Below are 25,207 nucleotides of genomic sequence, written 5' to 3'. Positions count from 1 at the left end.
TTAGGTAAATTCTATTTATTTTTTAATAAACTTTTCCGAAAAATTACCTTTCTCTGTTTTAATATTGATTAACTAAAAGCCTGCAAGTAACCCCAAGAGCAGTCTGAGCTCAATCCACAATAAAAAAAACGCCCCGATTGGAGCGCTTTATTAATCCTGAGTTTTAGCAAGGTTTATTTCTTAATAAATTTTTCAGTAGTTTTACCTTCTTTTGTTTCTATATTAATGATATAGCTTCCTGCATTAAGATTTCCAACATGCACTTTATCACCATTCAGATCAGCATTCATCTTTTTTCCGCTGATATCAAAAATCTCTACGCTGCTGATTTTTGAATTTGATTTTATGTTCAGTACATCAGAAACCGGATTAGGATAAACGGAACTTAAATTCGATGTTTTTGAAGCTTCAGAAATACCTAAAGTACCTGTTGTAGTCACTTTAAAGTCATCAATAAATAAAGCAAACTGATCATCAGAAACACATTGTATTGCAATATAAACCTGTTGACCGGCATAAGCATCTAGATTAAATGTATGCTGATTCCACTCAACAACACTAGGAGTTACAATCACATTTGTATTAAGTTTTGTAAAACTCGCAGTTGCCGTATTTGTTGTAGAGACCAGAACATTAAATTTTTCCAATCCATAACTCGCATGGATTGATTTTGCCCAGAAAGTAAGACTATTCCCTGTAGATCCCAGCGTCATTCTCGGGCTAATTAACCAGTCATTATTAACCAGAGGAGCAGGTGTACTTACGTTAAAACAAGCCATAGCCTTGCTCCCTGTTCTTGCTGCAGTCTGATTAGACACAGTGGCAGGAACAATTCCGGCTCTATTAAAAACTATAAATGCTTTGGGAATACTCTGGTTGGGAAAGGTTGATCCATTAAGAATGTATGAATTTTTTCCGTCCACATCCGTTAAGGTCCAGTTACCTACAGTTCCTGTAGTGTAAGCAAAATCTGTATAAGATTCAAAACTGTCTTCAAAGATAGTTGTCTGAGCATTAGCCACAAAAAAACCAGCCAATGCAAAAGATTGTAAAATTTTCTTCATGATATTTTTTTAATAACAAATATATCATTTTAATTATAATTTACACGAAAAACAAATATTAAATTGAAAATAATTCATTGATTCATATAAAAAAACGCACAATATGCAATTTTTAAATTATTATAATATTATTAACATAAAACCTTATGCTTTATAAAAAAACATCAAAAAAAAATTACGTAAAAGAATCTGACAAAAAAAACACTCTAAAGAAGAAAATTTAATTGTGGTTTTATATATATTTTTAAAATAAAATCCCGACAACTATTTTTTTATAAATTTATCTGAAAAATTACCTTTCTCCGTCTCAATATGTATTAAATATGAACCTGAGGGTAAATCGGAAACATTTATTTTATCATTTTCATGCCGGATCTGAAGCTTTTTACCTGCAGAATCATAGATTTCACTGCTTCTTATCTTTCCGGCACCGCTGATTGAAATAAAGTCTACAGCCGGATTCGGGTATATATTTATACTATTTTTATTCACTTTTCTATCGGTTGCTGAAAGCTGTGCCTGGTTATATACCTTAATATTATCTATATATGCCGTTCCTTCCGTATTATCATGAACAAAACGCAGCTGATTCATATCGATCGCCTCAGCAGCAGTACCTGAGTAGATCAACGTGCCGTTCAGATAATATTTAACTTCTGTAGCAGTGCCCACCACCATAAGATTGTACCAAAGGTTGGGTTCCCATGTGGCAGAAGCAGATTCCATAACCGGAATACCTGAAACCATTTTAAGTATTTTGACTGTTCCCGTATGATCAAAATCCAATCTGACTGCCAATTTTTCATCAGCACTGTTCACTCCCTGAAAACTGAATATAGATCCATTGAGCTGGGACATTTTCATATCAAAAGAAACCGTAAAATTATTGTAAGACAGCATAATGGGAAGATTATCAAATGCTCCGATAATAGGAACAGACTGTGTTCCATACGTATTTTCCTTGACAATCCTGAGAGAATTAAAACCATCCGAAGCATCATCTGTACAAACGGTCTGGTTGAGTACATTAGCGGGGAAATCCCCTGTTGGAGTACTGATCCAGGTTCCCTGTCCATTGATATCGCCTGTGTAAAACCCGTCTAAAGTTTCAAAGGAAACAATCTGCTGCTGCGCGAAAGAAAGTGCTGAAAACAAGCAAAATGCAAGTAAGTAGTTTTTTTTCATGGTATTATTTTTAGGTTGAACTAAAAATAAACACATACCACATCTAAAAAAATACCATTTGATAGGGGTATTCCCATAAAAAAGCGTAAAGCGTTCCGATATTGGAACGCTTTACAGAATATGTTTATAAACTCTTAATTATTTTGAATAATTTTCGAAAAACAATGGAATACTTTCAATTCCCTTGTAGAAATTAAACAGTCCATAATGCTCATTGGGTGAGTGAATGGCATCTGAATCCAGCCCGAAGCCCATTAATACGGATTTCGCGCCCAATACTTTTTCGAACATGGCTGTAATAGGAATACTTCCCCCGCTTCTGTAAGGCAGCACTTCTTTACCAAATGCTGTTTCCATTGCCTGTTTCGCAGCCAAAAATTCTTTCGTATCGCTTGGTAAAACGTATGGCATACCCCCGTGGTGCGGCGTTACTTTAACTTTCACAGTCTCAGGCGCAATTTTTTCAAAGTATTTAGTGAATTTTTCTGTGATTTCTTCCGGAGTCTGATAAGGAACCAGACGCATTGAAATTTTAGCAGAAGCCTTGGAAGGAATAACTGTTTTAGCTCCTTCTCCTGTGTATCCACCCCAAATTCCATTACAGTCTAAAGTAGGTCGGATGGATGTTCTTTCAAGCGTTGTATAGCTTTTTTCACCTTCTACGCCGCTCAGTCCTATAGATTTCTTGAATTCTTCAGGATTGTCTTTCAGTTTGTTCATATCTGCTCTCTCTGCATCAGACACCGTTTCCACGTTATCGTAGAATCCATCAATGGTAATATGTCCATCTTCATCAATCAGTTTAGCGATCATTCTTGAAAGTACGTGGATAGGATTTGGAACCGCTCCTCCGTAAAGTCCTGAGTGAAGGTCTCTGTTAGGTCCTTCAATTTCAACTTCCACATAGCTTAACCCTCTTAAACCGGTCGTTACCGTAGGCTGTTCATTGCTGTAGATATGGGTATCAGAGATCAGGATGCAGTCGCAGGCCAGTTTCTCTTTATTTTCGTTCACAAAGTCTCCCAGGCTCACAGATCCTACCTCTTCTTCGCCTTCCAGGATGAATTTTACGTTGCAAGGAAGTGTATTGGTCTTCATCATCGCTTCAAAAGCCTTCACATGCATAAAAAACTGTCCTTTATCATCCGCAGAACCTCTTGCAAAGATGGCTCCATCCGGGTGAAGTTCTGTTCTTTCAATATAAGGTTCAAAAGGCGGCTTTCTCCATAATTCCAGCGGATCTGCAGGCTGCACGTCATAGTGTCCGTATACCAATACCGTAGGAAGGTTTTTATCTAAAATTTTCTCGCCAAAAACGATAGGATATCCTTTTGTTTCACATACTTCAACCTGATCTGCTCCTGCATTTCTAAGATGTTCTGCACATACATCCGCACATTTCAATACATCATTTTTATAAGCCGGATCTGCAGAAATAGAAGGAATTCTCAATAACTCAAATAATTCATCCACGAAACGCTGTTTGTTTTCGTTGATGTAATTTAATGTCTCTTGCATTTTAAAAATTTGTTTCGTTAAAAGTAAAAAAATTGACCTGCAGCCGCAAACAAAAACAGATAATTTTCCGAAGAACTGTTTTTATTCAGCAGGCGGTGCATTTTTGTACAAAAAATGTCCTGCATCTCGGCAGGACATTCTTTATATCGTGTACTAGTAATTAGTGTTCAGCTTTTGGAGCTTTCTCAGCTTCAGCAGGCTTTACCGCAGCAGTACTGTCTGTTTTAGGCGCAGCAGTTGCAGTTTCATGCTTTTCAGCAGGAGCCGCTTCTTTGTGCCCTGCAGTAGCTTCGTGACCACCGTGTGCCTCACCTCCACCCTGAGCGTCGTCAGAATATCTCTCTACTCCTTCTTCCAGTTTCAGCGTATTCTTGTTTCCTCCTGCCTGGATTTTTTTACAGCTTACGGCTACCGTTGCAACAGCTAAACATATAATTAGTTTTTTCATATGTAAAATTTATTTTTTAAAGGTCCAATGGAATCGCATTATTTTTAGCCGGTTATTATTATTTTAACAGCAAGCGATCTCATGCTTAAATTTTTGATTGCCCAAAATTAAGAAATCCTGCTTTTTGGGGCAACATTTTTATACTGATTTTAAAATAATTTTCCCTTTTTTGGATTGTGTAAAAATAAGATAGTCTTTTCCGCCGTCTTTTATCCCATACTTCTTCTTAATCTCATCTGGTTTTAAAGGATAATTTTTTGCAATAATATTAAACTGCTCTTTCTTTTTAATCTGCTTCGAATCAATAACTTCCATTTCAAAAACTCTGCCGGGAAAATCAGCAATCTTCTGATCTGAAGTATAAAGATGGCTATTTGGATGAAGCTTTTTAAGTCCGAACCTTTCTGAAATCAGGTTAAAAACTCCGGCCTTTAAAATACTGTTATTCGGAATATATATGAATTTTTCCGGCTCAGAATATAATGCATGAGCACTTTCTTCTGCTCCAAATGCAAATGTAAAGACAGATTCTTCGCTTTCAAGGTTGATACAATTTACCGTAATTGCTTTTTTTTCTTCATTGGATAAGAAAATAACAACCTCTTTTACATCGTTTTTTACAGCAATAATTTCAATCCTGAAAATTTCCGGTACAACTGAGTGCAGGTATTTCAGATCAATCAGGGGCGAAAGTTTTACAACCACCTGATCTGCTTTATCGAGAAGTTTTTCTTTGATCTGAAGAATATCCGGCGAAAGATCCTCTAAGAGAAAGACTTTATTTTTGTTCTGATCCCTTCTTGCCGGATCCAGATAGATGACGTTAAAATGCTCCTGATTGCGGTCTAGAAAATCCTCCAGATTTTGATTAATGAAAGCCGCCTTCCGGTCCAAAGCAGCCCAGTTATTCCTTACAATATCCAATAATTCAGAATTCTGCTCTACCAGGGTTACTTCTTCAAAATTTCGGGAAAGATAAAAAGCATCAATACCAAAACCGCTGGTCAGATCTATAAATTTCTTTCCTTTAAGAATCTGCGATTTATACTCAGCTGTTTTCTCTGATGATGACTGTTCCAGGTTAAGCTGTGGTGGGAAAATAATTCCTTCTTTCAGCAAAAATGGAAATTTCCTCTGAGCCGTCTGCTTTCCTTTGATCTGCTGTACGATTTCCTGCATGGAAACTTCAGGGAACGGAGATTTTTTTAAAAGAAGGGTGTGCAGATCTGTATGGAGATTTGCATTGATATAGTTTTGGATTTCTTTATTGATTAATTTATTTCCCACAGATTTCCGTGAATTTTTCAGATTGTATTGGTGAAACATGCAAATGTCTACAAAAATGCTTCGACTCCGCTCAGCATGACATTGCAACTACTCTATTTAATATGGTCATGCTGAGCGGAGTCGAAGCATTCATTATTGTCTCTTATAAAAAATATAATCAGTCAATATAGGCTTAATATCATTCTGCTTAAGAAGAGTATTGATCTGACCACGATGATAGGTTGAGTGGTTTACAGCATGGAACAGCATTTCAAAAATACTGTTTTCAAACCTGTTTCCTCTTGAATTCTGATATTCTATTCTGTTATCCAGATCGCAGTTTTGAATGATATCCATACTTTTCAGGAAGTTCTGATAATTGATATCTTCAAGGGTATGAAAGGGATTGATCTGCCATACTTCAAAGGTTTCCTCTCCGGATATTCTTGCATTCCAGATTTGCTGGGCATTCAGCGTATGATTGATCAGACTGATTGTTTTTTCATCGACTTTCGAGATGTTTTCTGAAATAAGTTGTATCATTTCTTTGTTGAAATGATAGGTGTATTCAAATAAATCAATCAGCTTTTCTTTCATTGTCGGTTATTGTTTTTATTTTAACCACAGATGGCACAGATTTACACAGATGTTTGCGCTTATTTTTTTATTATTTGATGTCTTAATAATTAGCACTCAAACTTAGTTTATTCATTTTTATAACACAATCATCTGTGTAAATCTGTGCCATCTGTGGTCCAATAATTTTTTAATTAATCTAGTTGTCCGTTTACTTTTCTGAAAATATTTTTATTAATATAATCGGTATTAAAATTCACCAAAATTCCCAGTTTCAAACCTGTTAATTTTAAATAGGTTAATAATTGCTGATGATGTATATTACCGATTTCTGTAACAGCTTTAACCTCTATGATTATTTTATCTTCAACAATAAGATCAGCAATAAATCCGGATTCTATAATCGTATCTTTAAATTTAAGATTCATTGGGACCTGAGCTTTTACCTTCAACCCATTATTCTCAAGTTCGTAGGCCAAAACTTTTTCGTAAATCTTCTCCAATAGACCGGGCCCAAGCTCATTGTATACAGAAAATATACATTTTCTGACATAAAAACTTATCTCATTTTCTTTCACTGTATTTTATATTTGTGTTTTTATAAAATTACAGATTTTCCTTTAACCGGTTAATGACAAAATTTGAAAGTTTAGATTTTTTTAACCACAGATTACTCAGATTTACTCAGATGTTTGCGTATATTTTCGCTTTGTTCCGAAAAGTTATTGCCTGAAATATATTTATTCAAACATTTCAGCCCAACGTACGGCTTTTATTTCTTTTTCGCTGTATAGATCCCCGATTGATCTTTTAATGTCTAATTTGGGGTATAAATTCACTCCAATCAGCTTTATTTTACCTTCTTCCACCCACTTCTGTTCTTCAACAGCCTGGTCGTAGATCTTTTTCTGTACAATTCCCTGCTTTAAAAGTTCAAGGTAACCACCGGCTTCTTCAATTTCAACAAAAAATGCCCACGATTTTTCTGCAATCTGACGGGTGATATCTTCAATATAATAACTGCCGTTTGACGCATCCTCAAATACATTAATGATGCTTTCATACGCCAGAACGATCTGCTGTTTGAAAGAAATTTCTTCAGAATTATCTGTACTTCTGCCAACAAGATAATTGTTGCTGAAAACAGCATCTGCTCCTGCAATCATGGCAGAAGCCAGTTCCAGTGTTGAGCGGATCAGGTTATTTTCAGTATCTGCAACCGCTTTATTCCTCAAAGAGGTTTCTGCAAAAATATAAGGCGTCTCATTTAAACCATACTCCTTGGAAAGCTGATTAAAGACTATTTTAAAAGCTCTCAGCTTAGCCATCTCAAAGAAATAATTTCCTCCTACGGCTATTCTGAAAATCAGTTTATTTAAAATTTCTGGTCCATAGACTTCGGTGAGTTCTTTTGCTTTTGCCAGCGCAATTCCCAACTGCTGGTAAATGGCTGCTCCTGCATTCTGGTGAAGTGAAATATCAACGCAGATATTTCTTTTGAAGTCTTTGGATAAAAGCTCTTTAGCCAGCTGATCATCAATAATGCCCTCATTTTCATTAAAAACATCAATTAATGAGAAATACTGGTCTTCTTCTTTAGGGCTGATGTGTCCGGCAAGATCCTTATTATTAACAAAAAGGGTCTTCTGCTCCAGCGTTTCTACATTCTGATCCAAAATAAATGCAAATACATCTTCTTCCAGACTTTCATGGTATCGTGCTACCAGATGAGTATTTTCTTCAACTTTCGGCAGATTGGCCAGCGGTTTCTGAACTTCGCTGTAAAAAGGCTTTACCTCTATTCCTTCCAGGTTTTCTTTCTTCAGAACGGCATAAATATCTTCTGTTTTAAGCTGTTTTTTTACTAAATTTTCCCAGTTTGGAAGTATATCTGTATTGGACATTGGCTATTTGTTAATGGTCAATAGTGAATCGTGAATTTTGCTCCGCAAGTCAATGGTAAATCTATAAAATTGACGATTGACTATTCACGATTGACATTATTATTATTTTATATTGTGAATGGTGAATTTTTGCTTCGCAAGTCAATAGTGAATCTTTTAAAAATTGACCATTGACATTTCACTATTTCAATTATTTTTTGGTGAATGGTGAATTTTGCTTTGCAAGTCAATAGTGAATCTTTTAAAAATTGACGATTGACGATTGACTATTGACATTTCACTGTTTCTATTATTTTTTTGTGAATGGTGAATTTTGCTCCGCAAGTCAATGGTGAATCTTTTAAAAATTGACTATTGACACTTCACTGCGAAGCAAATTGACTTTTTCACATTCAATTATTTTTTCGCCTCATTGGCGCTGTCTACCACCAGGATAAAGATCTCTTCATCCGGTTTTTTCATAAAATAATTTTCTCTTGCGTATTTTTCTTTTTCCGACTTATTGTTCATCAGCTTTTTATAAAAGGTATCATTCTTTTCGTATTCCTTTTTATAATATTCCAGCTGGTCTTCATATCGGCTGATTTCGCCGTTCAGTTCATGAATAACAAGGAAAGAGGTTTTATCAAAGAAAATCATCCATACCAGAAACATACAAATTGTAATGGTATACTTGTTCAGAATATATTTCTGGATCAGTTTTAATGTTTCAGACTTCGGCTGGATGTCTTTAATAAGTTTGTTTTCTTTCATTTTAATGTTTTCTCAACGAATTTTTGATAACAGTAGTTAGAAAATCAATCGCTACGGAATTCTGTCTCATATTCGGAATGATCAGATCTGCTTCATTCTTCGACGGTTCTATGAATTCCTGATGCATTGGCTTTAAAGTGGTCTGGTAACGGTGAAGCACTTCTCCGAGGTCTCTTCCCCTTTCCTGTGTATCTCTTCTGATTCTTCGGATCAGTCTTTCGTCTGAATCAGCATGAACGAATACTTTTAAATCGAATTCCTTTAATAATTCTTTATTCGTAAGGACCAGAATACCTTCTACCACCAATACATTCTTAGGTTCTACAGTGACGTGGTCGCCAGTTCGGGAATGGGTAACAAAGCTGTAAATCGGCTGTTCTATAGGCTCGTTATTTTTTAAAGCTTTTACATGTTTTATCATTAAATCAAAATCTATCGACTTTGGATGATCATAGTTGAGAGCTTCTCTCTCGGTAAGTGTCAGATTCTGATTATCATGATAATAATTATCCTGAGAAAGGATATTCATTCCTTCAATATCAAGCTGTTGCAATATCTTATCAACAACTGTAGTTTTGCCAGATCCTGTACCTCCGGCAATTCCTATTACAAGCATTCTTTTTTTGTTTCTTTATAGTTGGTACAAATATACTATTTTAGATGAATGCAAGTAAAACAATCCCCATAGATTTTGGGTTAAACAAAAAAATCCGATGCCTGAGCACCGGATTTAAAAGAGATTCTTACGTTTTTATTTCTTGATGAATTTTGAAGATAAATCAATTCCTTTTACGTTCAGGATATAATTTCCGGACGGAAGGCTTGAAATATCAATTTTACTTTTACTGGTTCCAATCGTAGTTTCCAGTACTTTTCGGCCTTCCATATTGTAGATTTCCGCTTTTTCCTCTTTGTTTCCTTTCAGTATCACAAAAAGAGCATCAGTAGCCGGGTTCGGATATACGGAAGCTGTATTTTCTTTTTTGATTTCTTTGGTACTCAGTACACAGCTGTATTCAGGAAGTACATATCCGGCAGCAGTAAATTCCTCTGTCATAGCCGTAATATCATTACAATTGAACCCGAACTGTCCCAGCATATCTATACCGGCCTGTCTTACGGCAATAGCGGCATTCTGCTGATTCGTAGTTGAAGTCGTTAGGTCCAGCCCTTCTAAAAAGGCTCTGTCTGTTTTTTCTTTACCTATTCTATTCCAGATTCTCATCAGTGCGGAAGCCCAGATCTGGCCTTTTGTATGGATTGCACCTGTTCCGGGATATGTAACCGCATAGTTTGTGATTCTTCCAGCCCAATACTGGTTGTGCCCGTCCCAGTTAAACATCCACTGATACTCAGGAGCTGTGGAAGCCCATTGATTTAAGCTTCTGCTGTAGGACTGTGCCCAATAATCTCCGCATCCTTCGCTTAATCCATCTGCATTTGAAGTTCCTCCGGCAAGCCAGTGGTGAATTCCATGTCCTAATTCATGGATGATCACATCGGCATCCTCAGCATCATCTACACCTCCCTGGCCAAACTGCAGTACTCCTGAAGAACTATAACTTGAATTATCAGCTCCGTTTAAAGCGTGGGGATCGTAAAGAACAGCACCTCCATTCGTAGTCGGTCTGCAGATGATTCCCAATGTTTCATTGATGTATCTCAAGCTTTTATCAACATGCCAGAAAACATTGACCGCTTCAAAGCCCAGTTCGCTTCTGTTGAATAAAAACTGGTTGGTAGCCTGAGTGAATAGCCCTGAATTAGGATTACTTACGTTGGCAATTTCTACATAAGCATTCTTTAATTTGTAAACATTATTGGCAAATTCTATGTCCGATAAAGTGACCAGAGTTCTTGCCGCATCAAGACTGGCATTGGTAGCATCGTTATTATCCAAAAAGTTGCCCGTATAAGCAGATCCTGTTTTTGACAACGGATCCGGGTCAAAAACATACCCTGAACCTGAAGCTTTAAAAGTTGTCTTTTTATGTGTTTCAGCTGCTTTATTTTTTTTGGGATTATGAATCTCGTCTTCATGTCCGCGGTGGTATACAGCAATGTCTTTTACGCTTATTACAGCACCGGTTTTGGCATCAACGATTGTTTCCCAGCTTCCGGGATTATCATAAGGATTAATGACGGCTCTGTACACCAATTTTGTATCGCCTTCATCTGTAACATAAACGAACAGTTTATTTTCCTGATAAGTAATCTCACCTTCTGCTTTGCTTGCTGTAATGGCTTTCTTAAAAGCATCGTCTGCAGAAATAGAAGGCGTTGTATTCACTTCTTTCAGATTTTTTTTCAGGCTTTCTGTACCGGTATAGCTTAATTTACCTTCTTTATTGAAATGAACCACAATTTCCGACTGGAAAACAGGAACGTCTTTGATCATCTGCTGGAAACGCAGTGTTTCGCCTGTATTCCTTGTACGTACTGAACTTAGTTTAAGTTCACTGAATCCTGGAATTCCTAAATTTCTTGTATTTTCTTTGATCCAGCTTTTCGCCGGGGCTTCAAAAGAGGAGGTCTGTGCATTTAATGCGGAAAAACATAATATCCCGCAGAGTGCTAACGAAGTAATTTTTTGTTTCATTTATTTATATTTTAAATTAGTGATGTTAATTGCTAATATAAATAAATTTATTGAAATTTATCACTAATAAGTGGATAAAATATTCTAAAAATTACTTATTTCATAAAAAAACTCCGCCAGAAGGCAGAGTTTCATTTATACGATTTCGCTTGTTAATTCTCTTGAAAGCAGTTTTTCGTGCATGGGTTTCAGAACGTCCATGGAGCCTGTTTTTACCGTGCATTTGCCTTTGTAATGAACCAGCATGGTACATTGTTCTGCCTGTTCCAGCGTGTGTTTGCAGATTTCAATCAGACAATCAATTACATAATCAAAAGTGTGAATGTCATCATTATGAAGAACGAGTTTATATACTTCATCCGTATCATCCAGGACCAGCACTTCTTCTTCATACTGGCGTTTTGGATTTTCGTAATCTCTTATACTGTTATAAAAAGCCATGATCCCTTTCTTTAAACTTCCCCAATTTTATCAGCCAGATCATTCAGGACGTTCGGGCCTTTATACACCAGTTCTACGAGCTCTACACTCTTATTGTTCATCTTAAGGATCTTGAAATGGTAATTTTCCAGGTCAAATTCATCATTCTCTTCCGGAATATCTTCCAGTGCGTGCAGAATAAATCCTGCCAGTGAATTGTATTCACTTTCTTCGGAAAGAGGCAGTTTTTTAGGCAGATATTCATTGATTTCATCCAGCGGCTGTGTCGCCTGAACCCAATAAATATTATCCCCCATCTTATCTACCAGTTTATCTTCATCATCTTCTTCATCCTGTATTTCCCCTACAAGTTCTTCAAGGATATCTTCAAGGGTAATAATACCTTCCGTTCCTCCAAATTCATCAATAACGATGGCAAGATGCTGCTTTTTCTGCTGGAATATCTTCAGAAGGTCGGAAATTTTCTTACTTCCTACCACGAAAAATGCATCACGCATCAGATCTTTCAGGTCTTCATGGGTAAGATCTCCTTTTCTTTTAACGAATTCTCTTATAATTTCTTTTGCATAGAGAACCCCAATCACATTATCTATGGAATCAAGATATACAGGGATACGGGAATATCCGCTGTCCATGATCTTGTTGATAATTTCGTTGATATCTTCTTCAAAATCTATTGATGTGATGTTCTGTCTCGGAACCATGATCTGTTTTGCAGAATGATCTGTAAAATCAAATGCATTTTTGATGATCTCATAGTTCTCCTCTTCAATCTCACCGCTGTCCGCACTCTGTTTTACCAGAAGCTGAAGCTCCTCAGTAGAGTGAATTTCCTGCTCTGAAGCCGGATGTATTTTTACCAGTCTTAAAAATGTGTTCGACATCAGGTTCATCAACCAGATAAACGGCTTGAAAACGGTATAAAAAACTCTCAACGGAACTGCAGTAGCCATGGTTGTAGCTTCTGATTTCCTGATGGCTATAGATTTTGGGATAAGCTCTCCGAATACAATGTGCATCACCGTAATCAGAACAAAGCTTGTCGCCACTGAAATGGTCGTAATTGTGGTTTGCGTGAAATCTACATTCAAGGAGTGAAAAATGCTTTCAACTACATGATGTAAAGCGCTTTCACCTACCCAACCCAATGCAAGGGAAGCTAATGTAATACCAAGCTGTGTAGCGGACAGGTATTCATCAAGATGCTTGATGATGTGTTCTGCCTGTTTTGCCATAGAGTTACCTTCGGCTGCTTTTAGCTGGATTTGTGAATAACGAACTTTAACAATTGAAAATTCTGCGGCTACGAAAAAGCCATTGAGTAAAACAAGAAATAAGGCTAGCAAAAGCCTGACTATGTCCGAGTCCATTTAGAAGTTGTATAATTTTAGTTTACAAAGATAGATAAAATAAAAATAACCTGTATTGAGGTTAAGATATTTTGGGAATGTAATTTTTAAGGATGGATGATGGAAGCCAGAATATGGAAGTTTTTAAAGCGTTAAAAAACCACTTACAATCTTTTTTCGATAAGGAATATGGAAACGGAAAGATCGTAGGTTTTACAGGTAAAAGAACGGGTAATCTATCATGAGATCTCTGATAAAGACATTGAAATCATAAAAATAACTTCAAGATTTCCATCTTTAAAACTTTAACCCACAAAAAAAGCACCGACAGTGTCGATGCTTACTATGGTATTTAAATAATTCCTTATGAATTTTTCAAAGCTTCTGCTCCGGAAACGATCTCTAAGATTTCGTTCGTAATAGCAGCCTGTCTTGCTTTGTTGTAGAAGATCACAAGATCATTTTTCAGAGACTGGGCGTTATCTGTAGCTTTATGCATCGCCGTCATTCTTGCTCCGTGCTCAGATGCTACTGAATCAAGAATTGCTTTGAAAACCTGAGTTTTAATAGATTTAGGAATCAAATTATCTAAGATTTCTGTTCTATTAGGCTCGAAGATATAATCTGTTTCTACCTGAGGCTCTGTAGTTTCAGGCATTGAAATCGGAAGAAGCTGCTCAGTAGTTACTTCCTGCGTAGCTGCATTAACGAATTTATTATAGATTAAATATACTTCGTCAAATTTACCTTCTCTGAAACTTGTCATTACTCCTTCACTTACGTGAGCTACGGCATCAAAGTTCAGATTATCAAAAACAGAACTTTCATTGGCGTAAACTTTACGTGTTTTTCTTACTGCATCAAAAGCTTTTTTACCAATAGAAAGAACTTCCACATCGTATTGGGAATTGTTCTGAAACTGGATGTTAAGCTCTTTTACAATGGATGAGTTAAAAGCACCTGCAAGACCTCTGTTTGAAGTAACAGCAATGAAAAGTACTCTTTTCACTTCTCTTTTTTGAGCATAAACAGAAATCTGATCAGGATCAGAGCTCGAATTTACATTCTGGATAAGCTCCTGTAATTTTTCAGAATAAGGTCTTAACATTACGATTGCATCCTGTGCTTTTTTAAGCTTCGCTGCGGAAACCATTTTCATAGCACGTGTAATCTGCATCGTAGATGAAATTGAACTAATTCTGCCTCGTATTTCTTTTAAGTTTGCCATTATTGTGGTTCAAGGTTTAAGGTCTAAAGTTTAAGGTTTAAAACATTATATTCTAAACCTTAAACATTGAATTTTTTAGTTATACTTAGAAGCTAAATCGTTAGCTGCCTGCTTAAGAACGTTTGTAATATCGTTGTCGATTTTACCAGCTTTAATAGCCGCCATTGTATCTGGGTGCTTAGATCTCAGGAACTCGATGTACTCGATCTGGAATTCTTTTACTTTTCTGATAGGAACGTTTCTTAGAAGGTTCTCTGTTCCTGCGTAGATCATAGCTACCTGGCTGTCTACAGGAAGTGGAGAGTTTACCGGCTGCTTAAGGATCTCAACGTTTCTTTCTCCTTTAGAGATTACTGCTAAAGTAGAAGCATCAAGGTCTGAACCGAATTTAGCGAACGCTTCAAGTTCTTTATACTGAGCCTGGTCTAATTTAAGAGTACCAGACACTTTTTTCATAGATTTGATTTGTGCGTTACCTCCTACTCTGGATACAGAGATCCCTACGTTGATCGCAGGACGAACCCCTGAGTTGAATAGATCAGACTCTAAGAAGATCTGTCCGTCTGTAATAGAGATTACGTTGGTTGGAATATACGCAGAAACGTCACCAGCCTGAGTTTCGATAATTGGAAGGGCAGTTAATGAACCTCCTCCTTTTACGATTGGTCTTAAAGACTCAGGTAAGTCGTTCATCTGGCTCGCGATCTGGTCGTCAGCAATTACTTTTGCTGCTCTTTCCAATAATCTTGAGTGAAGATAGAAAACGTCTCCAGGGTAAGCTTCACGGCCCGGTGGTCTTCTCAATAGAAGAGAAAGCTCACGGTACGCTACCGCTTGTTTGGATAAATCATCATAAACGATCAATGCTGGTCTACCAGAGTCTCTGAAGAACTCACCGATAGATGCTCCAGCCATTGCAGAATATACCTGCATAGGAACCGGATCTGATGCGTTAGCTGCAACGATTACCGTGTATGCCAAAGCTCCTTTATCAGAAAGGGTTTTAACGATTTGTGCTACAGTAGAAGCTTTCTGACCGATAGCAACATATATACAATATACTGGTTTACCAGCATCAAAGAATTCTTTCTGGTTGATGATCGTATCAATCGCAACAGTAGTTTTACCTGTCTGTCTGTCACCAATGATAAGCTCTCTTTGTCCTCTTCCTACCGGGATCATAGAGTCAATCGCTACGATACCTGTTTGTAAAGGCTCAGTTACCGGCTGTCTGAAGATAACTCCAGGCGCCTTTCTTTCCAATGGCATTTCGTATAAATCCCCAGTAATAGGACCTTTACCATCGATAGGGTTACCAAGAGTATCTACTACTCTTCCTAACATTCCTTCTCCTACTTTAATAGAAGAGATTCTGTTTGTTCTTCTTACTGTATCTCCTTCTTTTACTAATTTACTTTCCCCAAGTAGCGCAACACCCACGTTGTCTTCTTCAAGGTTAAGTACAATACCTTCTACATCACTAGAAAATTTCACCAACTCTCCGTATTGTACGTTTTCTAACCCGTATACACGAGCAATACCATCACCGATGGTTAAAACTGTACCTACTTCCTCAACGTTGGATTGAGTGTCGAAGTTGGCCAATTGCTGTTTTAAGATCGCAGATACTTCTGCCGGATTTATTTCTGCCATTGTATGGTTGTTTTTTCTTTAATTTAACTGAAAATCTTTTTTAACTTGGTTCAATTTGGTCTTTACAGACGCATCTACCTGCTGATCACCTACTCTTAGAATATATCCTCCTAAAATTTCAGGTTTTACATTCAGGTTCAGGTCAAAGTTTGAATCTGCCTTTACCAGATTGGATGATCTTAAGATCTGATCAAGGTTCTCTTTAGAAAGCTGAGTCGCAGTAGTAAGAGTTACTCTCTGTACTCCATTGATGTCCTCTACTTTATTGATGAACTCCTGAGCGATATTCTTCAGCTGGTTTTCACGTCCGTGCTTGATCACTAATCTGATCAGGTTCAGTGAAGAAACTGAGAAATCTTTGAAGATCTGGTCTGCTACCTCTATTTTCTTTTTTGCATCAATGTAAGGGGTAAGAAAGAACTTGTTCAAATCCGCAGATTGAGACATGATCTTCACTACATCCTTCATTTCAGAAAATACAGCAGCGGTCTGGCTTGTTTCATTGGTGAAATCAAGCAGTCCCTGTGCGTATCTTTTAGCTACTTTAGATGTAAGCATTCTTAGTTAAGGTTAGATTTGTTTAAATAATTTTGAACTAATTCGTTTTGAGCTTCGTTGTTATCCAACTTCTGCTTAAGGATAGATTCAGCGATGTTTACAGATAAAGCACCGATTTGAGTTTTGATGTCTGCCATAGCAGCATTTTTCTCAGTCTGGATAGTCTGCTTAGCTGCTTCGATCATTTTGTCGCCTTCATTTTTAGCAGCATCTTTAGCCTCACCTACGATTCTATCTTTAATTTCTCTGGCTTCTTTAAGGATAGCATCTCTTTCGATTTTAGCTTCACGAATAATTCTTTCGTTATCTTCTTTTAAAGTCTCCATCTCTTTTCTAGCCAATTTAGCTTGATTAAGAGCATCAACAATAGAAGTTTCTCTGTCGTTGATTGATTTTAAAATAGGTTTCCAAGCAAATTTGCCTAACAAAAATAATAATGCTAGAAAAATAACAGACTGGATAATAAATAATCCTGATGAAAACTGGTGAATTAATTCCATTATATAAATGTATAAATAATTATTACTTTTTTTCTTAAATAACCATTACCTGTAACCAACCGTTACGGGTAATGGTTTGATTTTAATTAGTTTACTGCGAATAGAGCAGCAAACGCAACACCTTCAACAAGTGCAGCAGCGATAAGCATAGCTGTTTGGATTTTTCCAGATTGCTCAGGTTGTCTAGCGATAGCTTCAAGAGCAGCAGCTCCGATTTTACCAAGACCGATACCTACACCTAGTACTACGATACCAGCACCTACAATTTTAGGGATTTCCATAATATATAATTTTAAAAAATTTGTTTTACTTTAATTTACAATTTCAATTAGTGAGCTGCATGATGTTCGTGCTCGTGCTCCTGTACTGCCATTCCGATGAACAAAGCTGATAACATGGTAAAGATATAAGCCTGTAAGAATGCAACCAATACTTCCAATAAATAGATCACCAATGTTAAGAACGGGAATGCAACACCAGCTGCGAAGTTCTTAAATACATAGATCAGTCCGATCAAACTCATTACTACGATGTGTCCTGCCGTCATGTTGGCAAAAAGACGGATCATCAATGCGAAAGGCTTAGTAATTGTTCCCAGCAATTCGATTGGCAACATGATCAGCTTCATTGGCACAGGTACTCCCGGCATCCAGAAGATGTGCTTCCAGTAATCTTTGTTCGCAGAGAATGTAGTGATTAAATACGTAAGGATCGCCAGGAAGAATGTCATGGTAATATTACCTGTAACATTGATTCCGAAAGGCATTAATCCTAATACGTTAAGGAATAAGATAAAGAAGAATACTGTTAATAAGTACCCCATGAATCTTTTATACTTGTGACCGATGTTCGGGATGGCTACTTCGTCTCTTACGAAAATAATTAACGGCTCCAGGAATCTTGCTGCTCCTGTAGGAACCACAGACTTTTTATAAGATTTAGCCATTCCTCCGAATAACACCAACATAAAGACAGATACTAATAAAAGAATAAGTACACTCTTTGTGATAGAAAGGTCTAAAGGTTTTTCATTGGTAGGATGACCGTGATCATCAAGATTTAAAGTTCCGGCTGCATCTGTCTTATAAATCTTCTCGTGGTGTAGTTTATAATAAGAACCGTCTACTTCAGTAGGCTCTCCGTGCATAAACCCTTCCTTGTTGCTCATAAAGCTGTGGAAACCGTTGTCATAAAAAATAACAGGAAGAGGGAAACCGATGTGGTGGCCTTCTTTGTCTACCATCAATGTAAAGTCATGAGCATCCAATAAGTGATGATCGATGAACTCTTTGTTTTCTTTACTTACTTTGTCTTTTTCTGAAAGCTCTTGAGCAGGAGCTGTTCCAGCAGGAGCCTCACCGTGCTGTGCAGACACTAAGTTTAATACAAAAATACTGTAGAATAAAACTGCGAATTTCTTAAACATTGATAGGTTTTTTTCGTTGTGCAAAAATATAATATTTTTTCTAGTTTCAATAAATAATTTTACTGTTTTTTGTCATGATTAATCAGCTTGATCGCATAGTACGTAAGTAGCGTGGTCAGGACAAAATACGGGATAATAAAATGAAATTTGTAGCCTGGAATCACTTCAAAGTTCAATTTCTTACGGATTAAGTACATTAAACCGAATTTTAAAAGGATAAGGCCAATCACAGACAATCCTAAAAATTCCGGCACTACCCTGTTAATTAAAATAATCATGGTGATCATCAACATGAACATCACACTTAAAAAAAGATAAAATTTAACAATAATAATCTCATCTAAGTGAAAAACAAATTTCCAAAGGGAAAAATGAATCAGAAATGTTAAAAAGAATAATACCGTAACTAAGATATTAGGATTTAATTTCATTATAAACTTATTTTCAACCTCTATTCTGGCAAGGTTTATTTTTACTGATCGCAAAAATAGACTTTTTCTATCGTATTTTCATACGATTTGATTTTTATCATTTTTTTCTATATATATAATATTACGTGTCCGGACACTTTGGATATGCTAAAAATTCCTTATTTTTGCAAACCTATAATTTACAATAAATATGTTTAATAGTTTACAGGATAAATTAGACAAGGCTCTACATAATATTTCCGGACGCGGAAAAATCACAGAGATCAACGTAGCGGAAACCGTAAAGGAAATCCGTAGAGCGCTGGTAGACGCCGACGTTAACTATAAAGTTGCAAAAGATCTTACGAAAAGAGTTCAGGATAAAGCTTTAGGACAAAACGTTCTTACTTCCCTTACTCCGGGACAGCTGATGACCAAAATCGTTCACGACGAATTGGTAGACCTGATGGGAGGTTCTCAGGAAGGAATCAATCTTTCAGGAAAACCATCCGTAATCCTTATTGCCGGTCTTCAGGGTTCTGGTAAGACGACTTTCTCCGGAAAACTGGCTCATTATTTAAAGACAAAAAGAACCAAGAAGCCTTTGTTGGTTGCCTGTGACGTTTACCGTCCGGCTGCTATTGACCAGCTTAAAGTATTGGGAGGCCAAATCGGAGTTCCGGTATTTACGGAAGAAGGTTCTACCAACCCTTCCACTATTGCTGAAAACGCAATTAATTTTGCAAAAGCAAACGGTCATGACGTAGTGATCGTGGATACGGCAGGACGTCTTGCGATTGATGAGCAGATGATGAACGAGATCAAATCCGTACATTATTTCATCAAACCTCAGGAAACGCTATTCGTAGTAGATTCCATGACCGGCCAGGATGCCGTGAATACAGCCAAAGCATTCAACGATGCGCTGAACTTTGACGGTGTTGTTCTTACAAAATTAGATGGTGATACGAGAGGTGGAGCTGCTTTAACGATTCGTTCAGTCGTTGAAAAACCAATCAAATTCATCTCTACCGGAGAGAAAATGGAAGCTCTGGATCTTTTCTACCCGGAAAGGATGGCAGACAGAATCCTGGGAATGGGAGACGTTGTTTCCTTAGTAGAAAGAGCTCAGGAGCAGTTTGACGAGGAAGAAGCTAAAAAACTACACAAGAAAATCGCTAAAAACGAATTCGGTTTTGATGATTTCCTGAAGCAGATCAACCAAATCAAAAAGATGGGGAATATGAAAGACCTGATGGGAATGATTCCAGGGGTTGGAAAGGCGATCAAGGATGTGGAGATCAGCGACGATGCTTTCAAACATATTGAAGCCATCATTTACTCTATGACACCGGACGAAAGAAGAAGACCTTCTATTATCAATACCCAAAGAAAAAGCAGAATTGCGAAAGGTGCCGGAAGAAAAGTGGAAGATGTAAACCAGCTGATGAAGCAGTTCGAGCAGATGGGTAAAATGATGAAGATGATGCAGGGCCCTCAGGGAAAACAGATGATGCAGATGATGAGCAAGATGCCAAACATGCCTGGAATGGGCGGAATGATGGGCAAATAACAAAGCTTACAACCACAGCAAGACATAAAAAAACTCTCAGGATTTCTGAGAGTTTTTTGTTTTATTTGAATTTGTATCCTAAACCGATCTGGAAGAAATTCATCTTCAGTTTTTCGTCATTTACAGGATCTTTGATCATATTTGTAAGCCCGAAACTATAACGTGCATCTACGAATAGCCCTTTGTATAAATTATAATCAGCCCCGAAGAAAAGTCCGAAATCTGTAGATTTTAAATTATCATTGAACGCTTTTTCAAGGTATTCTTCTCCTGCGCTGATTCCTTGTGGATTAGACACTGCTCCGCTTACTTCCATTTTCACCGTTGTATTTGCTTTAAAGCTCACATAAGGACCTGCGTAAAGCCCAAGTTCCGGCGTTGCATAATATCTTGCGGATACAGGAATTACAATTCTGTTGAAATTTAATTTTTCAGTCACAGAAATTCCTCCGGGTAGTGATACTTTTGCTGTTCCTCCCAGATTGGCGTATTCCACTTCTCCCTGAAGCGCAAATTTACTGTTCAGTTTATGTTCAACCAAAACGCCTGCATAGAATCCTGATTTTGATTTTAAATCACCTGAAATTCCGCCAAATTCAATGCTGTTTTCATTTGAATTAAGTTTAGATAAGGCATAACCTGCTTTTACTCCAAAGGTTGTCTGTGCATTCATTCCTGCAAAAAGAGCAAGAGCCGATGCTAATAAGATTTTTTTCATGATTATTATGGTATAAAAAATTGTTTCTAAAGGTCAAAAAAAGCCCTAAAATAAATCTTAGGGCTTTGTATTGAGTTGAATGCTTTGTTAATTACTTAGCAAATACATATTTAACACCGATAGTTACTGAAGATAAGTTCAACCCGAAGTTGTAGTTATCAACACTTTTTGCACCGTCAGTGTTATATTTTTTGTTGTTATAACCAAACTCTCCGATAGTAGCTTCGATAGTCCAGTTTTTGTTTAGGAAATAATCTAAACCTGGTTTAACAGCAACACCAATAGAAGTGGATTTTGCTTTATCAACACTAGTAGAAGTAGTTGTAGTAGTAGTCGCAGGAGTACCGGTAGAAGAAGAAATAGTAGTTGTTAGTTCATTCTTATCTTTACCGCTTCCAAATTCCATAGGAACTGATAACTGACCGAATATATATAGCTTATCGCTTAAAGTCCAGTATTTTCTTACGAAAGGCTCAACAACGATAGCATTGTTGATATCTTTTGTTTTTCCTACTGAAGTAGTTGTGATATTACCAACAGTTTGAGAATTGTTTACCTCAGTTGTTGTTTTTCCGTTTTTGTAACCAACACCTAAACCAATTGCAAGGTTTGTGTTTACAAAATATCCAACTGTAGGAACAATATTGATTTCCGATACTTTTTTATCAGTATTGTTATCGCTTTCCTGAGAAAATCCTACCTGACCAGATACATAAACAGTACCTTTTGCAATCTGAGCGTTAGATAAACCGAAAAGTGCAACTGCACCAGCTAATACTAATTTTTTCATTTTATAATAATTTTAATACTTTCTGAGGGCAAATTTACAGTGGGTCCCGCTAATATTAAAATTTGTTAACGTGATTAATATCATTGGCCGGGATTGCCTTTTTTCGAAAATAAAATGCAGTAATCATCGGCTTTTGTTTTTTTCACAATATTTAGAATAAAAAAATTACAATCTTTCAACAAGAGGGAAATATACTTATTTTTTTAGATTTATCATTTTCCACCCATTTCATTATTTTTTGCAAATAAGGCCAGTACAACAAAGCTAAAACATTAACATTTAGGCTATTAGTCCTTAAAATTAAACAAATGTTTATAAATTAATGCTTTTTCTATCTAATTATAATAGAGGTTAGTGTTAAAATGATGCGTCATTTTTACCAAAAAGTTTCTCTTCTTTATTGTTGGAACATCGCAAAGACGCAAGTTTTATGACAAAAACACGTTGTAAGGCGCTAAGATTTTATCCCCGATAAAATTGAGTGTCGCTTGTCATTGCGAGGAGCAAAGCGACGAAGCAATCTCAACCATTCCACTTGCTGAAAGTCTTCGACTTTTGCGTCTTAAATATACTTACAGCTTATAAAAAAACCTTGCGCCGTTGCGAATATCAAACAAAGTGGAAAAACGAGCAGAAAAGTTTCTCTTTTCTATTGTTGGAACATCGCAAGGACGCCAATTTTATGACAAAAACACATTAGGAGACGCAAGAATTTTATCGAAGATAAAATTGAATGCTGTATAAATAATACCATATAAATAAAAACTCCGGCCTTACGGCCGGAGTTTAAAGTGTATCCTTACATTCCTTATTTCAGGAAGAAGTTGTATCCGATATTGATGGCACCTACATTCCAGCTTGCGGTGTACCATCCGTAATCACGCTTGTTGCTGATGGTCTGGTATCCTAAATAAAGTTCACCTTTAGCCATCTGGTATCCGAATTTAGGCTGTGCATAGAATCCTCCGTCTACTCCATCCTTTACAGAAATCCCGTATCCAAGGTCTAAACCTACAAAGATAGGCGCTCCGGAGAACTTATATTTCCCTGAAACCGCTACCGGAATAAATCCGAAATCATCAAAATTATCCTTTCCGAAGAAATGAGAATATCCTGTGGTAACCCCAAGGTCAAGCCCTTTTGTAATGGTCCACATATAAGCAGCATCTACACCTAATGTAAATGAAGAAGCATCACTGGCGTCACCTACCGGAATCCCGATGTGCCCACCCAGTTTAAAACCTTCCTGTGCGTGTGCCGCACCGCCTAACAGCGCGAAAGCACCTAGTAAAAATAGTTTTTTCATTATTTAAATAGTTTGATTGATACCACAAAATTACTAAATATTTCCTTTGTTAACATAAAATTAACAATATCCATTCATGATAACAATAAAAAAGCGGAACAAAATTCTGTTCCGCTTATCTTTTAGATTCAGTTCTGAAAGAATTAGTTTCCTCCGAATTTGAAACCAACACCTACCTGGAAGAAGCTGTTAGTCAGTTTTCCGTCTCCGGAATCTTTGGCAAGATTGGAAACTCCCATATTGTACCTTGCGTCAAAGAACAGTCCGTTTTCCAGGGCATACTCTGCACCTAAGAAAGGAGCAATGTTTAAAGTATTCACCTGGTCTTTGATATCTGTTTCATCATCCGCTGAAATTTCAAATCCTGGGATCATTCCCAATCCAAGATCTGCTACCGTTTTCGTTTTTGCAGAAATGATCAGTCCGAAACTGGCTCCTGCAGAAACTGATAAACCTTCAGTAATGAAATATTTAGCAGAAACAGGAATCAAGATGGTTCCGAATGTAGTTTTATTCTTAATATTAAAGAATGTTCCTGCATCATCCTCATCCTCTACTCTTTCAGTGATTTTACCTCCTAGCTGAGAGTATAAAACTTCTCCCTGCAGAGCAAACTTATCACTCAGTTTGTGCTCTACCATAGCACCTACATAGAATGTGTGTGATGGATCTGTGCTTTCAGAGTTCCCGTTGTCTTTGAATTTTAAAGTTGAAAGTGAATAACCTGCTTTAGGTCCGAATCTTGTTTCTTGAGCGCTTAAATTAACGCCAACCACAGCCGCTGCTGCAATAAGTAATAATTTTTTCATGATTTATTTTTAGTATTCGCCCACAAAACTAAGTATTTTTTCTAGAACACCAAATAGTGCCTAAAAATATTCTTAAAAACAAACAATACTAAGTATATAATTCATTAAAAATCACTTAAAAATAAGATTCAGATCGCCCCAAATTAATCTTTCAGCCTTTTATCTTCTTCGTTGTATGCCAGAATAATCTTTTTCACCACCGGATGTCTTACCACATCTTCTTCAGTAAGATGTACAAAGCCGATTTCTTTCACGTCCTTTAAAATTCTCATGGCTTCTTTCAATCCTGATTGCTGTTTAGGTGGTAAATCAATCTGGGTTGGATCTCCGGTAATGATGAACTTCGCATTCATCCCCATTCTTGTCAGAAACATCTTCATCTGGGCATGCGTGGTATTCTGCGCTTCATCCAGGATCACAAAAGCATCATCTAGGGTACGTCCTCTCATAAAAGCAAGCGGAGCTACTTCAATCACTTTTTTCTCCATAAACCCTTCCAGCTTTTCGTGAGGGATCATATCTCTTAATGCATCATAAAGAGGCTGTAAATAAGGGTCCAGCTTTTCTTTAAGGTCTCCGGGTAAGAATCCCAGACTTTCCCCGGCTTCCACCGCAGGTCTCGTCAGGACGATTCTTTTTACTTCCTTATCTCTTAAAGCACGCGCTGCCAATGCAACACTGGTATACGTTTTTCCGGTTCCTGCAGGGCCAATCGCAAAAACCATATCCTTTTTCTCCGTTTCTTTTACCAGTTTCTTAAGGTTCGTGGTTTTAGCTTTAATGATCTTTCCATTCACTCCCTTTACAATAATATCCTGATCGAAAACCAATTGCTTTTCGTTTTCATCTTTGATATTAAGAATATTTTCAACGTCTTTTAGGGCAATAGAGTTGTTTTTGGAAATAAAACTGACAATATCATCCAGTTTTAGCTTTAATATATCCAGAGCTTCCTGATTACCCATCGCAAAGATAAAATGATCTCTTCCGGTGATCTTAATGGTGGGAAAGCTTGATTTTAATAAATTGAAATATTGGTTATTAACGCCATAGAAGGTCTTTACATTGACATCTTCCAAATCATATGTTAATTCAAACATGCAGTTTTTTTATTTATTTAGATTTTAAAATTA

The 25,207-nt window shown here is 36.9% G+C and carries 26 protein-coding genes; 1 reads left to right on the top strand and 25 read right to left on the bottom strand.

The features are described from left to right. Positions 1–173 precede the first annotated feature (173 nt). The 20 genes from JET18_RS08420 to JET18_RS08325 form a co-directional block, all read right to left on the bottom strand. Complete coding sequence (locus tag JET18_RS08420) at positions 174–1,064, bottom strand: T9SS-dependent choice-of-anchor J family protein (RefSeq protein WP_202090162.1); 891 nt, start codon at positions 1,062–1,064, stop codon at positions 174–176. 264 nt (positions 1,065–1,328) lie between these two features. Next, a complete protein-coding gene (locus JET18_RS08415; RefSeq protein ID WP_202090161.1) occupies positions 1,329–2,249 on the bottom strand; it encodes a T9SS type A sorting domain-containing protein in 921 nt (306 codons plus the stop codon). 138 nt (positions 2,250–2,387) lie between these two features. Beyond that, positions 2,388–3,767, bottom strand: coding sequence for a dipeptidase (locus JET18_RS08410; RefSeq protein ID WP_202090160.1), 1,380 nt, complete (start codon positions 3,765–3,767; stop codon positions 2,388–2,390). Positions 3,768–3,927: 160 nt separating this feature from the next. Beyond that, on the bottom strand, positions 3,928–4,215 hold the full coding sequence (locus JET18_RS08405; RefSeq protein WP_202090159.1) for a hypothetical protein: 288 nt from the start codon (positions 4,213–4,215) through the stop codon (positions 3,928–3,930). A 138-nt stretch (positions 4,216–4,353) separates the two neighbouring features. Then, on the bottom strand, positions 4,354–5,541 hold the full coding sequence (locus tag JET18_RS08400; protein ID WP_202090158.1) for a class I SAM-dependent methyltransferase: 1,188 nt from the start codon (positions 5,539–5,541) through the stop codon (positions 4,354–4,356). 93 nt (positions 5,542–5,634) lie between these two features. Continuing rightward, a complete protein-coding gene (locus JET18_RS08395) occupies positions 5,635–6,078 on the bottom strand; it encodes a DinB family protein (protein ID WP_202090157.1) in 444 nt (147 codons plus the stop codon). Positions 6,079–6,251: 173 nt separating this feature from the next. Further along, complete coding sequence (locus JET18_RS08390; RefSeq protein WP_202090156.1) at positions 6,252–6,635, bottom strand: GxxExxY protein; 384 nt, start codon at positions 6,633–6,635, stop codon at positions 6,252–6,254. 162 nt (positions 6,636–6,797) lie between these two features. After that, positions 6,798–7,961, bottom strand: coding sequence for a methylmalonyl-CoA mutase family protein (locus tag JET18_RS08385; RefSeq protein ID WP_202090155.1), 1,164 nt, complete (start codon positions 7,959–7,961; stop codon positions 6,798–6,800). Positions 7,962–8,357: 396 nt separating this feature from the next. Continuing rightward, positions 8,358–8,714 (bottom strand): FtsB family cell division protein, encoded by a 357-nt coding sequence (locus JET18_RS08380; protein WP_202090154.1) that lies wholly within the window; start codon positions 8,712–8,714, stop codon positions 8,358–8,360. 1 nt (position 8,715) lies between these two features. Beyond that, on the bottom strand, positions 8,716–9,330 hold the full coding sequence (gene udk, locus JET18_RS08375; RefSeq protein WP_202090153.1) for a uridine kinase: 615 nt from the start codon (positions 9,328–9,330) through the stop codon (positions 8,716–8,718). Between the two features lie 135 nt (positions 9,331–9,465). Continuing rightward, positions 9,466–11,313, bottom strand: coding sequence for a T9SS type A sorting domain-containing protein (locus JET18_RS08370; protein ID WP_202090152.1), 1,848 nt, complete (start codon positions 11,311–11,313; stop codon positions 9,466–9,468). A gap of 135 nt (positions 11,314–11,448) precedes the next feature. After that, positions 11,449–11,754, bottom strand: coding sequence for an ATP-dependent Clp protease adaptor ClpS (locus tag JET18_RS08365; protein WP_202090151.1), 306 nt, complete (start codon positions 11,752–11,754; stop codon positions 11,449–11,451). Between the two features lie 11 nt (positions 11,755–11,765). Further along, positions 11,766–13,124: a hemolysin family protein gene (locus JET18_RS08360; protein ID WP_202090150.1), complete on the bottom strand. Its 1,359-nt coding sequence runs from the start codon at positions 13,122–13,124 to the stop codon at positions 11,766–11,768. Between the two features lie 343 nt (positions 13,125–13,467). Continuing rightward, positions 13,468–14,331 carry an ATP synthase F1 subunit gamma gene (gene atpG, locus JET18_RS08355; protein ID WP_202090149.1) on the bottom strand — a complete coding sequence of 288 codons (864 nt, stop codon included), beginning with the start codon at positions 14,329–14,331 and terminating at the stop codon, positions 13,468–13,470. A gap of 75 nt (positions 14,332–14,406) precedes the next feature. Next, positions 14,407–15,984 (bottom strand): F0F1 ATP synthase subunit alpha, encoded by a 1,578-nt coding sequence (gene atpA, locus JET18_RS08350; RefSeq protein WP_202090148.1) that lies wholly within the window; start codon positions 15,982–15,984, stop codon positions 14,407–14,409. 18 nt (positions 15,985–16,002) lie between these two features. Continuing rightward, positions 16,003–16,542 (bottom strand): ATP synthase F1 subunit delta, encoded by a 540-nt coding sequence (atpH, locus tag JET18_RS08345; RefSeq protein ID WP_202090147.1) that lies wholly within the window; start codon positions 16,540–16,542, stop codon positions 16,003–16,005. 2 nt (positions 16,543–16,544) lie between these two features. Continuing rightward, positions 16,545–17,042, bottom strand: coding sequence for a F0F1 ATP synthase subunit B (locus JET18_RS08340; protein ID WP_034725377.1), 498 nt, complete (start codon positions 17,040–17,042; stop codon positions 16,545–16,547). 86 nt (positions 17,043–17,128) lie between these two features. Continuing rightward, entirely contained in the window at positions 17,129–17,323 is a 195-nt protein-coding gene (atpE, locus tag JET18_RS08335; protein ID WP_002979108.1) for an ATP synthase F0 subunit C, read from the bottom strand. Between the two features lie 47 nt (positions 17,324–17,370). Next, complete coding sequence (atpB, locus tag JET18_RS08330) at positions 17,371–18,468, bottom strand: F0F1 ATP synthase subunit A (RefSeq protein WP_202090146.1); 1,098 nt, start codon at positions 18,466–18,468, stop codon at positions 17,371–17,373. A gap of 59 nt (positions 18,469–18,527) precedes the next feature. Continuing rightward, positions 18,528–18,899: a hypothetical protein gene (locus JET18_RS08325; protein WP_202090145.1), complete on the bottom strand. Its 372-nt coding sequence runs from the start codon at positions 18,897–18,899 to the stop codon at positions 18,528–18,530. A gap of 190 nt (positions 18,900–19,089) precedes the next feature. On the opposite strand from JET18_RS08325, the gene ffh reads away from it, so the two are divergent. After that, entirely contained in the window at positions 19,090–20,451 is a 1,362-nt protein-coding gene (gene ffh / locus JET18_RS08320; protein ID WP_202090144.1) for a signal recognition particle protein, read from the top strand. A gap of 61 nt (positions 20,452–20,512) precedes the next feature. Here the strand turns inward: ffh and JET18_RS08315 are convergent, their stop codons facing one another. The 5 genes from JET18_RS08315 to JET18_RS08295 all read right to left on the bottom strand — a co-directional run bounded on the left by JET18_RS08315 (position 20,513) and on the right by JET18_RS08295 (position 25,174). After that, the gene (locus tag JET18_RS08315; RefSeq protein ID WP_202090143.1) at positions 20,513–21,169 is read right to left on the bottom strand and encodes a porin family protein; all 657 of its coding nucleotides are present in this window, start codon (positions 21,167–21,169) and stop codon (positions 20,513–20,515) included. A 91-nt stretch (positions 21,170–21,260) separates the two neighbouring features. Then, a complete protein-coding gene (locus JET18_RS08310; RefSeq protein ID WP_202090142.1) occupies positions 21,261–21,959 on the bottom strand; it encodes an outer membrane beta-barrel protein in 699 nt (232 codons plus the stop codon). Positions 21,960–22,767: 808 nt separating this feature from the next. Next, positions 22,768–23,265 (bottom strand): hypothetical protein, encoded by a 498-nt coding sequence (locus JET18_RS08305; protein ID WP_202090141.1) that lies wholly within the window; start codon positions 23,263–23,265, stop codon positions 22,768–22,770. Positions 23,266–23,408: 143 nt separating this feature from the next. Further along, positions 23,409–24,074 carry a porin family protein gene (locus JET18_RS08300; RefSeq protein ID WP_202090140.1) on the bottom strand — a complete coding sequence of 222 codons (666 nt, stop codon included), beginning with the start codon at positions 24,072–24,074 and terminating at the stop codon, positions 23,409–23,411. A 143-nt stretch (positions 24,075–24,217) separates the two neighbouring features. Continuing rightward, positions 24,218–25,174 carry a PhoH family protein gene (locus JET18_RS08295; protein WP_202090139.1) on the bottom strand — a complete coding sequence of 319 codons (957 nt, stop codon included), beginning with the start codon at positions 25,172–25,174 and terminating at the stop codon, positions 24,218–24,220. Between the last annotated feature and the right edge of the window lie 33 nt (positions 25,175–25,207).

Origin of the sequence: Chryseobacterium endalhagicum (genome assembly GCF_016745235.1) — a bacterium.
Lineage (GTDB): Bacteria > Bacteroidota > Bacteroidia > Flavobacteriales > Weeksellaceae > Chryseobacterium > Chryseobacterium endalhagicum.
This window is presented reverse-complemented; position numbering and strand designations above follow the sequence as displayed.

Excerpts from the sequence above, each read along its gene's own strand:
- JET18_RS08310 (WP_202090142.1), bottom strand. The coding sequence starts at position 21,959 with ATGAAAAAATTAGTATTAGCTGGTGCAGTTGCACTTTTCGGTTTATCT.
- atpH (WP_202090147.1), bottom strand. The coding sequence starts at position 16,542 with ATGCTTACATCTAAAGTAGCTAAAAGATACGCACAGGGACTGCTTGAT.
- JET18_RS08415 (WP_202090161.1), bottom strand. The coding sequence starts at position 2,249 with ATGAAAAAAAACTACTTACTTGCATTTTGCTTGTTTTCAGCACTTTCT.
- atpB (WP_202090146.1), bottom strand. The coding sequence starts at position 18,468 with ATGTTTAAGAAATTCGCAGTTTTATTCTACAGTATTTTTGTATTAAAC.
- JET18_RS08315 (WP_202090143.1), bottom strand. The coding sequence starts at position 21,169 with ATGAAAAAAATCTTATTAGCATCGGCTCTTGCTCTTTTTGCAGGAATG.
- JET18_RS08420 (WP_202090162.1), bottom strand. The coding sequence starts at position 1,064 with ATGAAGAAAATTTTACAATCTTTTGCATTGGCTGGTTTTTTTGTGGCT.
- JET18_RS08405 (WP_202090159.1), bottom strand. The coding sequence starts at position 4,215 with ATGAAAAAACTAATTATATGTTTAGCTGTTGCAACGGTAGCCGTAAGC.
- JET18_RS08325 (WP_202090145.1), bottom strand. The coding sequence starts at position 18,899 with ATGAAATTAAATCCTAATATCTTAGTTACGGTATTATTCTTTTTAACA.
- atpA (WP_202090148.1), bottom strand. The coding sequence starts at position 15,984 with ATGGCAGAAATAAATCCGGCAGAAGTATCTGCGATCTTAAAACAGCAA.
- atpE (WP_002979108.1), bottom strand. The coding sequence starts at position 17,323 with ATGGAAATCCCTAAAATTGTAGGTGCTGGTATCGTAGTACTAGGTGTA.
- JET18_RS08340 (WP_034725377.1), bottom strand. The coding sequence starts at position 17,042 with ATGGAATTAATTCACCAGTTTTCATCAGGATTATTTATTATCCAGTCT.
- JET18_RS08385 (WP_202090155.1), bottom strand. The coding sequence starts at position 7,961 with ATGTCCAATACAGATATACTTCCAAACTGGGAAAATTTAGTAAAAAAA.
- JET18_RS08380 (WP_202090154.1), bottom strand. The coding sequence starts at position 8,714 with ATGAAAGAAAACAAACTTATTAAAGACATCCAGCCGAAGTCTGAAACA.
- JET18_RS08370 (WP_202090152.1), bottom strand. The coding sequence starts at position 11,313 with ATGAAACAAAAAATTACTTCGTTAGCACTCTGCGGGATATTATGTTTT.
- JET18_RS08410 (WP_202090160.1), bottom strand. The coding sequence starts at position 3,767 with ATGCAAGAGACATTAAATTACATCAACGAAAACAAACAGCGTTTCGTG.
- JET18_RS08300 (WP_202090140.1), bottom strand. The coding sequence starts at position 24,074 with ATGAAAAAATTATTACTTATTGCAGCAGCGGCTGTGGTTGGCGTTAAT.
- atpG (WP_202090149.1), bottom strand. The coding sequence starts at position 14,331 with ATGGCAAACTTAAAAGAAATACGAGGCAGAATTAGTTCAATTTCATCT.
- JET18_RS08305 (WP_202090141.1), bottom strand. The coding sequence starts at position 23,265 with ATGAAAAAACTATTTTTACTAGGTGCTTTCGCGCTGTTAGGCGGTGCG.
- JET18_RS08395 (WP_202090157.1), bottom strand. The coding sequence starts at position 6,078 with ATGAAAGAAAAGCTGATTGATTTATTTGAATACACCTATCATTTCAAC.
- JET18_RS08360 (WP_202090150.1), bottom strand. The coding sequence starts at position 13,124 with ATGGACTCGGACATAGTCAGGCTTTTGCTAGCCTTATTTCTTGTTTTA.
- ffh (WP_202090144.1), top strand. The coding sequence starts at position 19,090 with ATGTTTAATAGTTTACAGGATAAATTAGACAAGGCTCTACATAATATT.
- JET18_RS08365 (WP_202090151.1), bottom strand. The coding sequence starts at position 11,754 with ATGGCTTTTTATAACAGTATAAGAGATTACGAAAATCCAAAACGCCAG.
- udk (WP_202090153.1), bottom strand. The coding sequence starts at position 9,330 with ATGCTTGTAATAGGAATTGCCGGAGGTACAGGATCTGGCAAAACTACA.
- JET18_RS08400 (WP_202090158.1), bottom strand. The coding sequence starts at position 5,541 with ATGTTTCACCAATACAATCTGAAAAATTCACGGAAATCTGTGGGAAAT.
- JET18_RS08295 (WP_202090139.1), bottom strand. The coding sequence starts at position 25,174 with ATGTTTGAATTAACATATGATTTGGAAGATGTCAATGTAAAGACCTTC.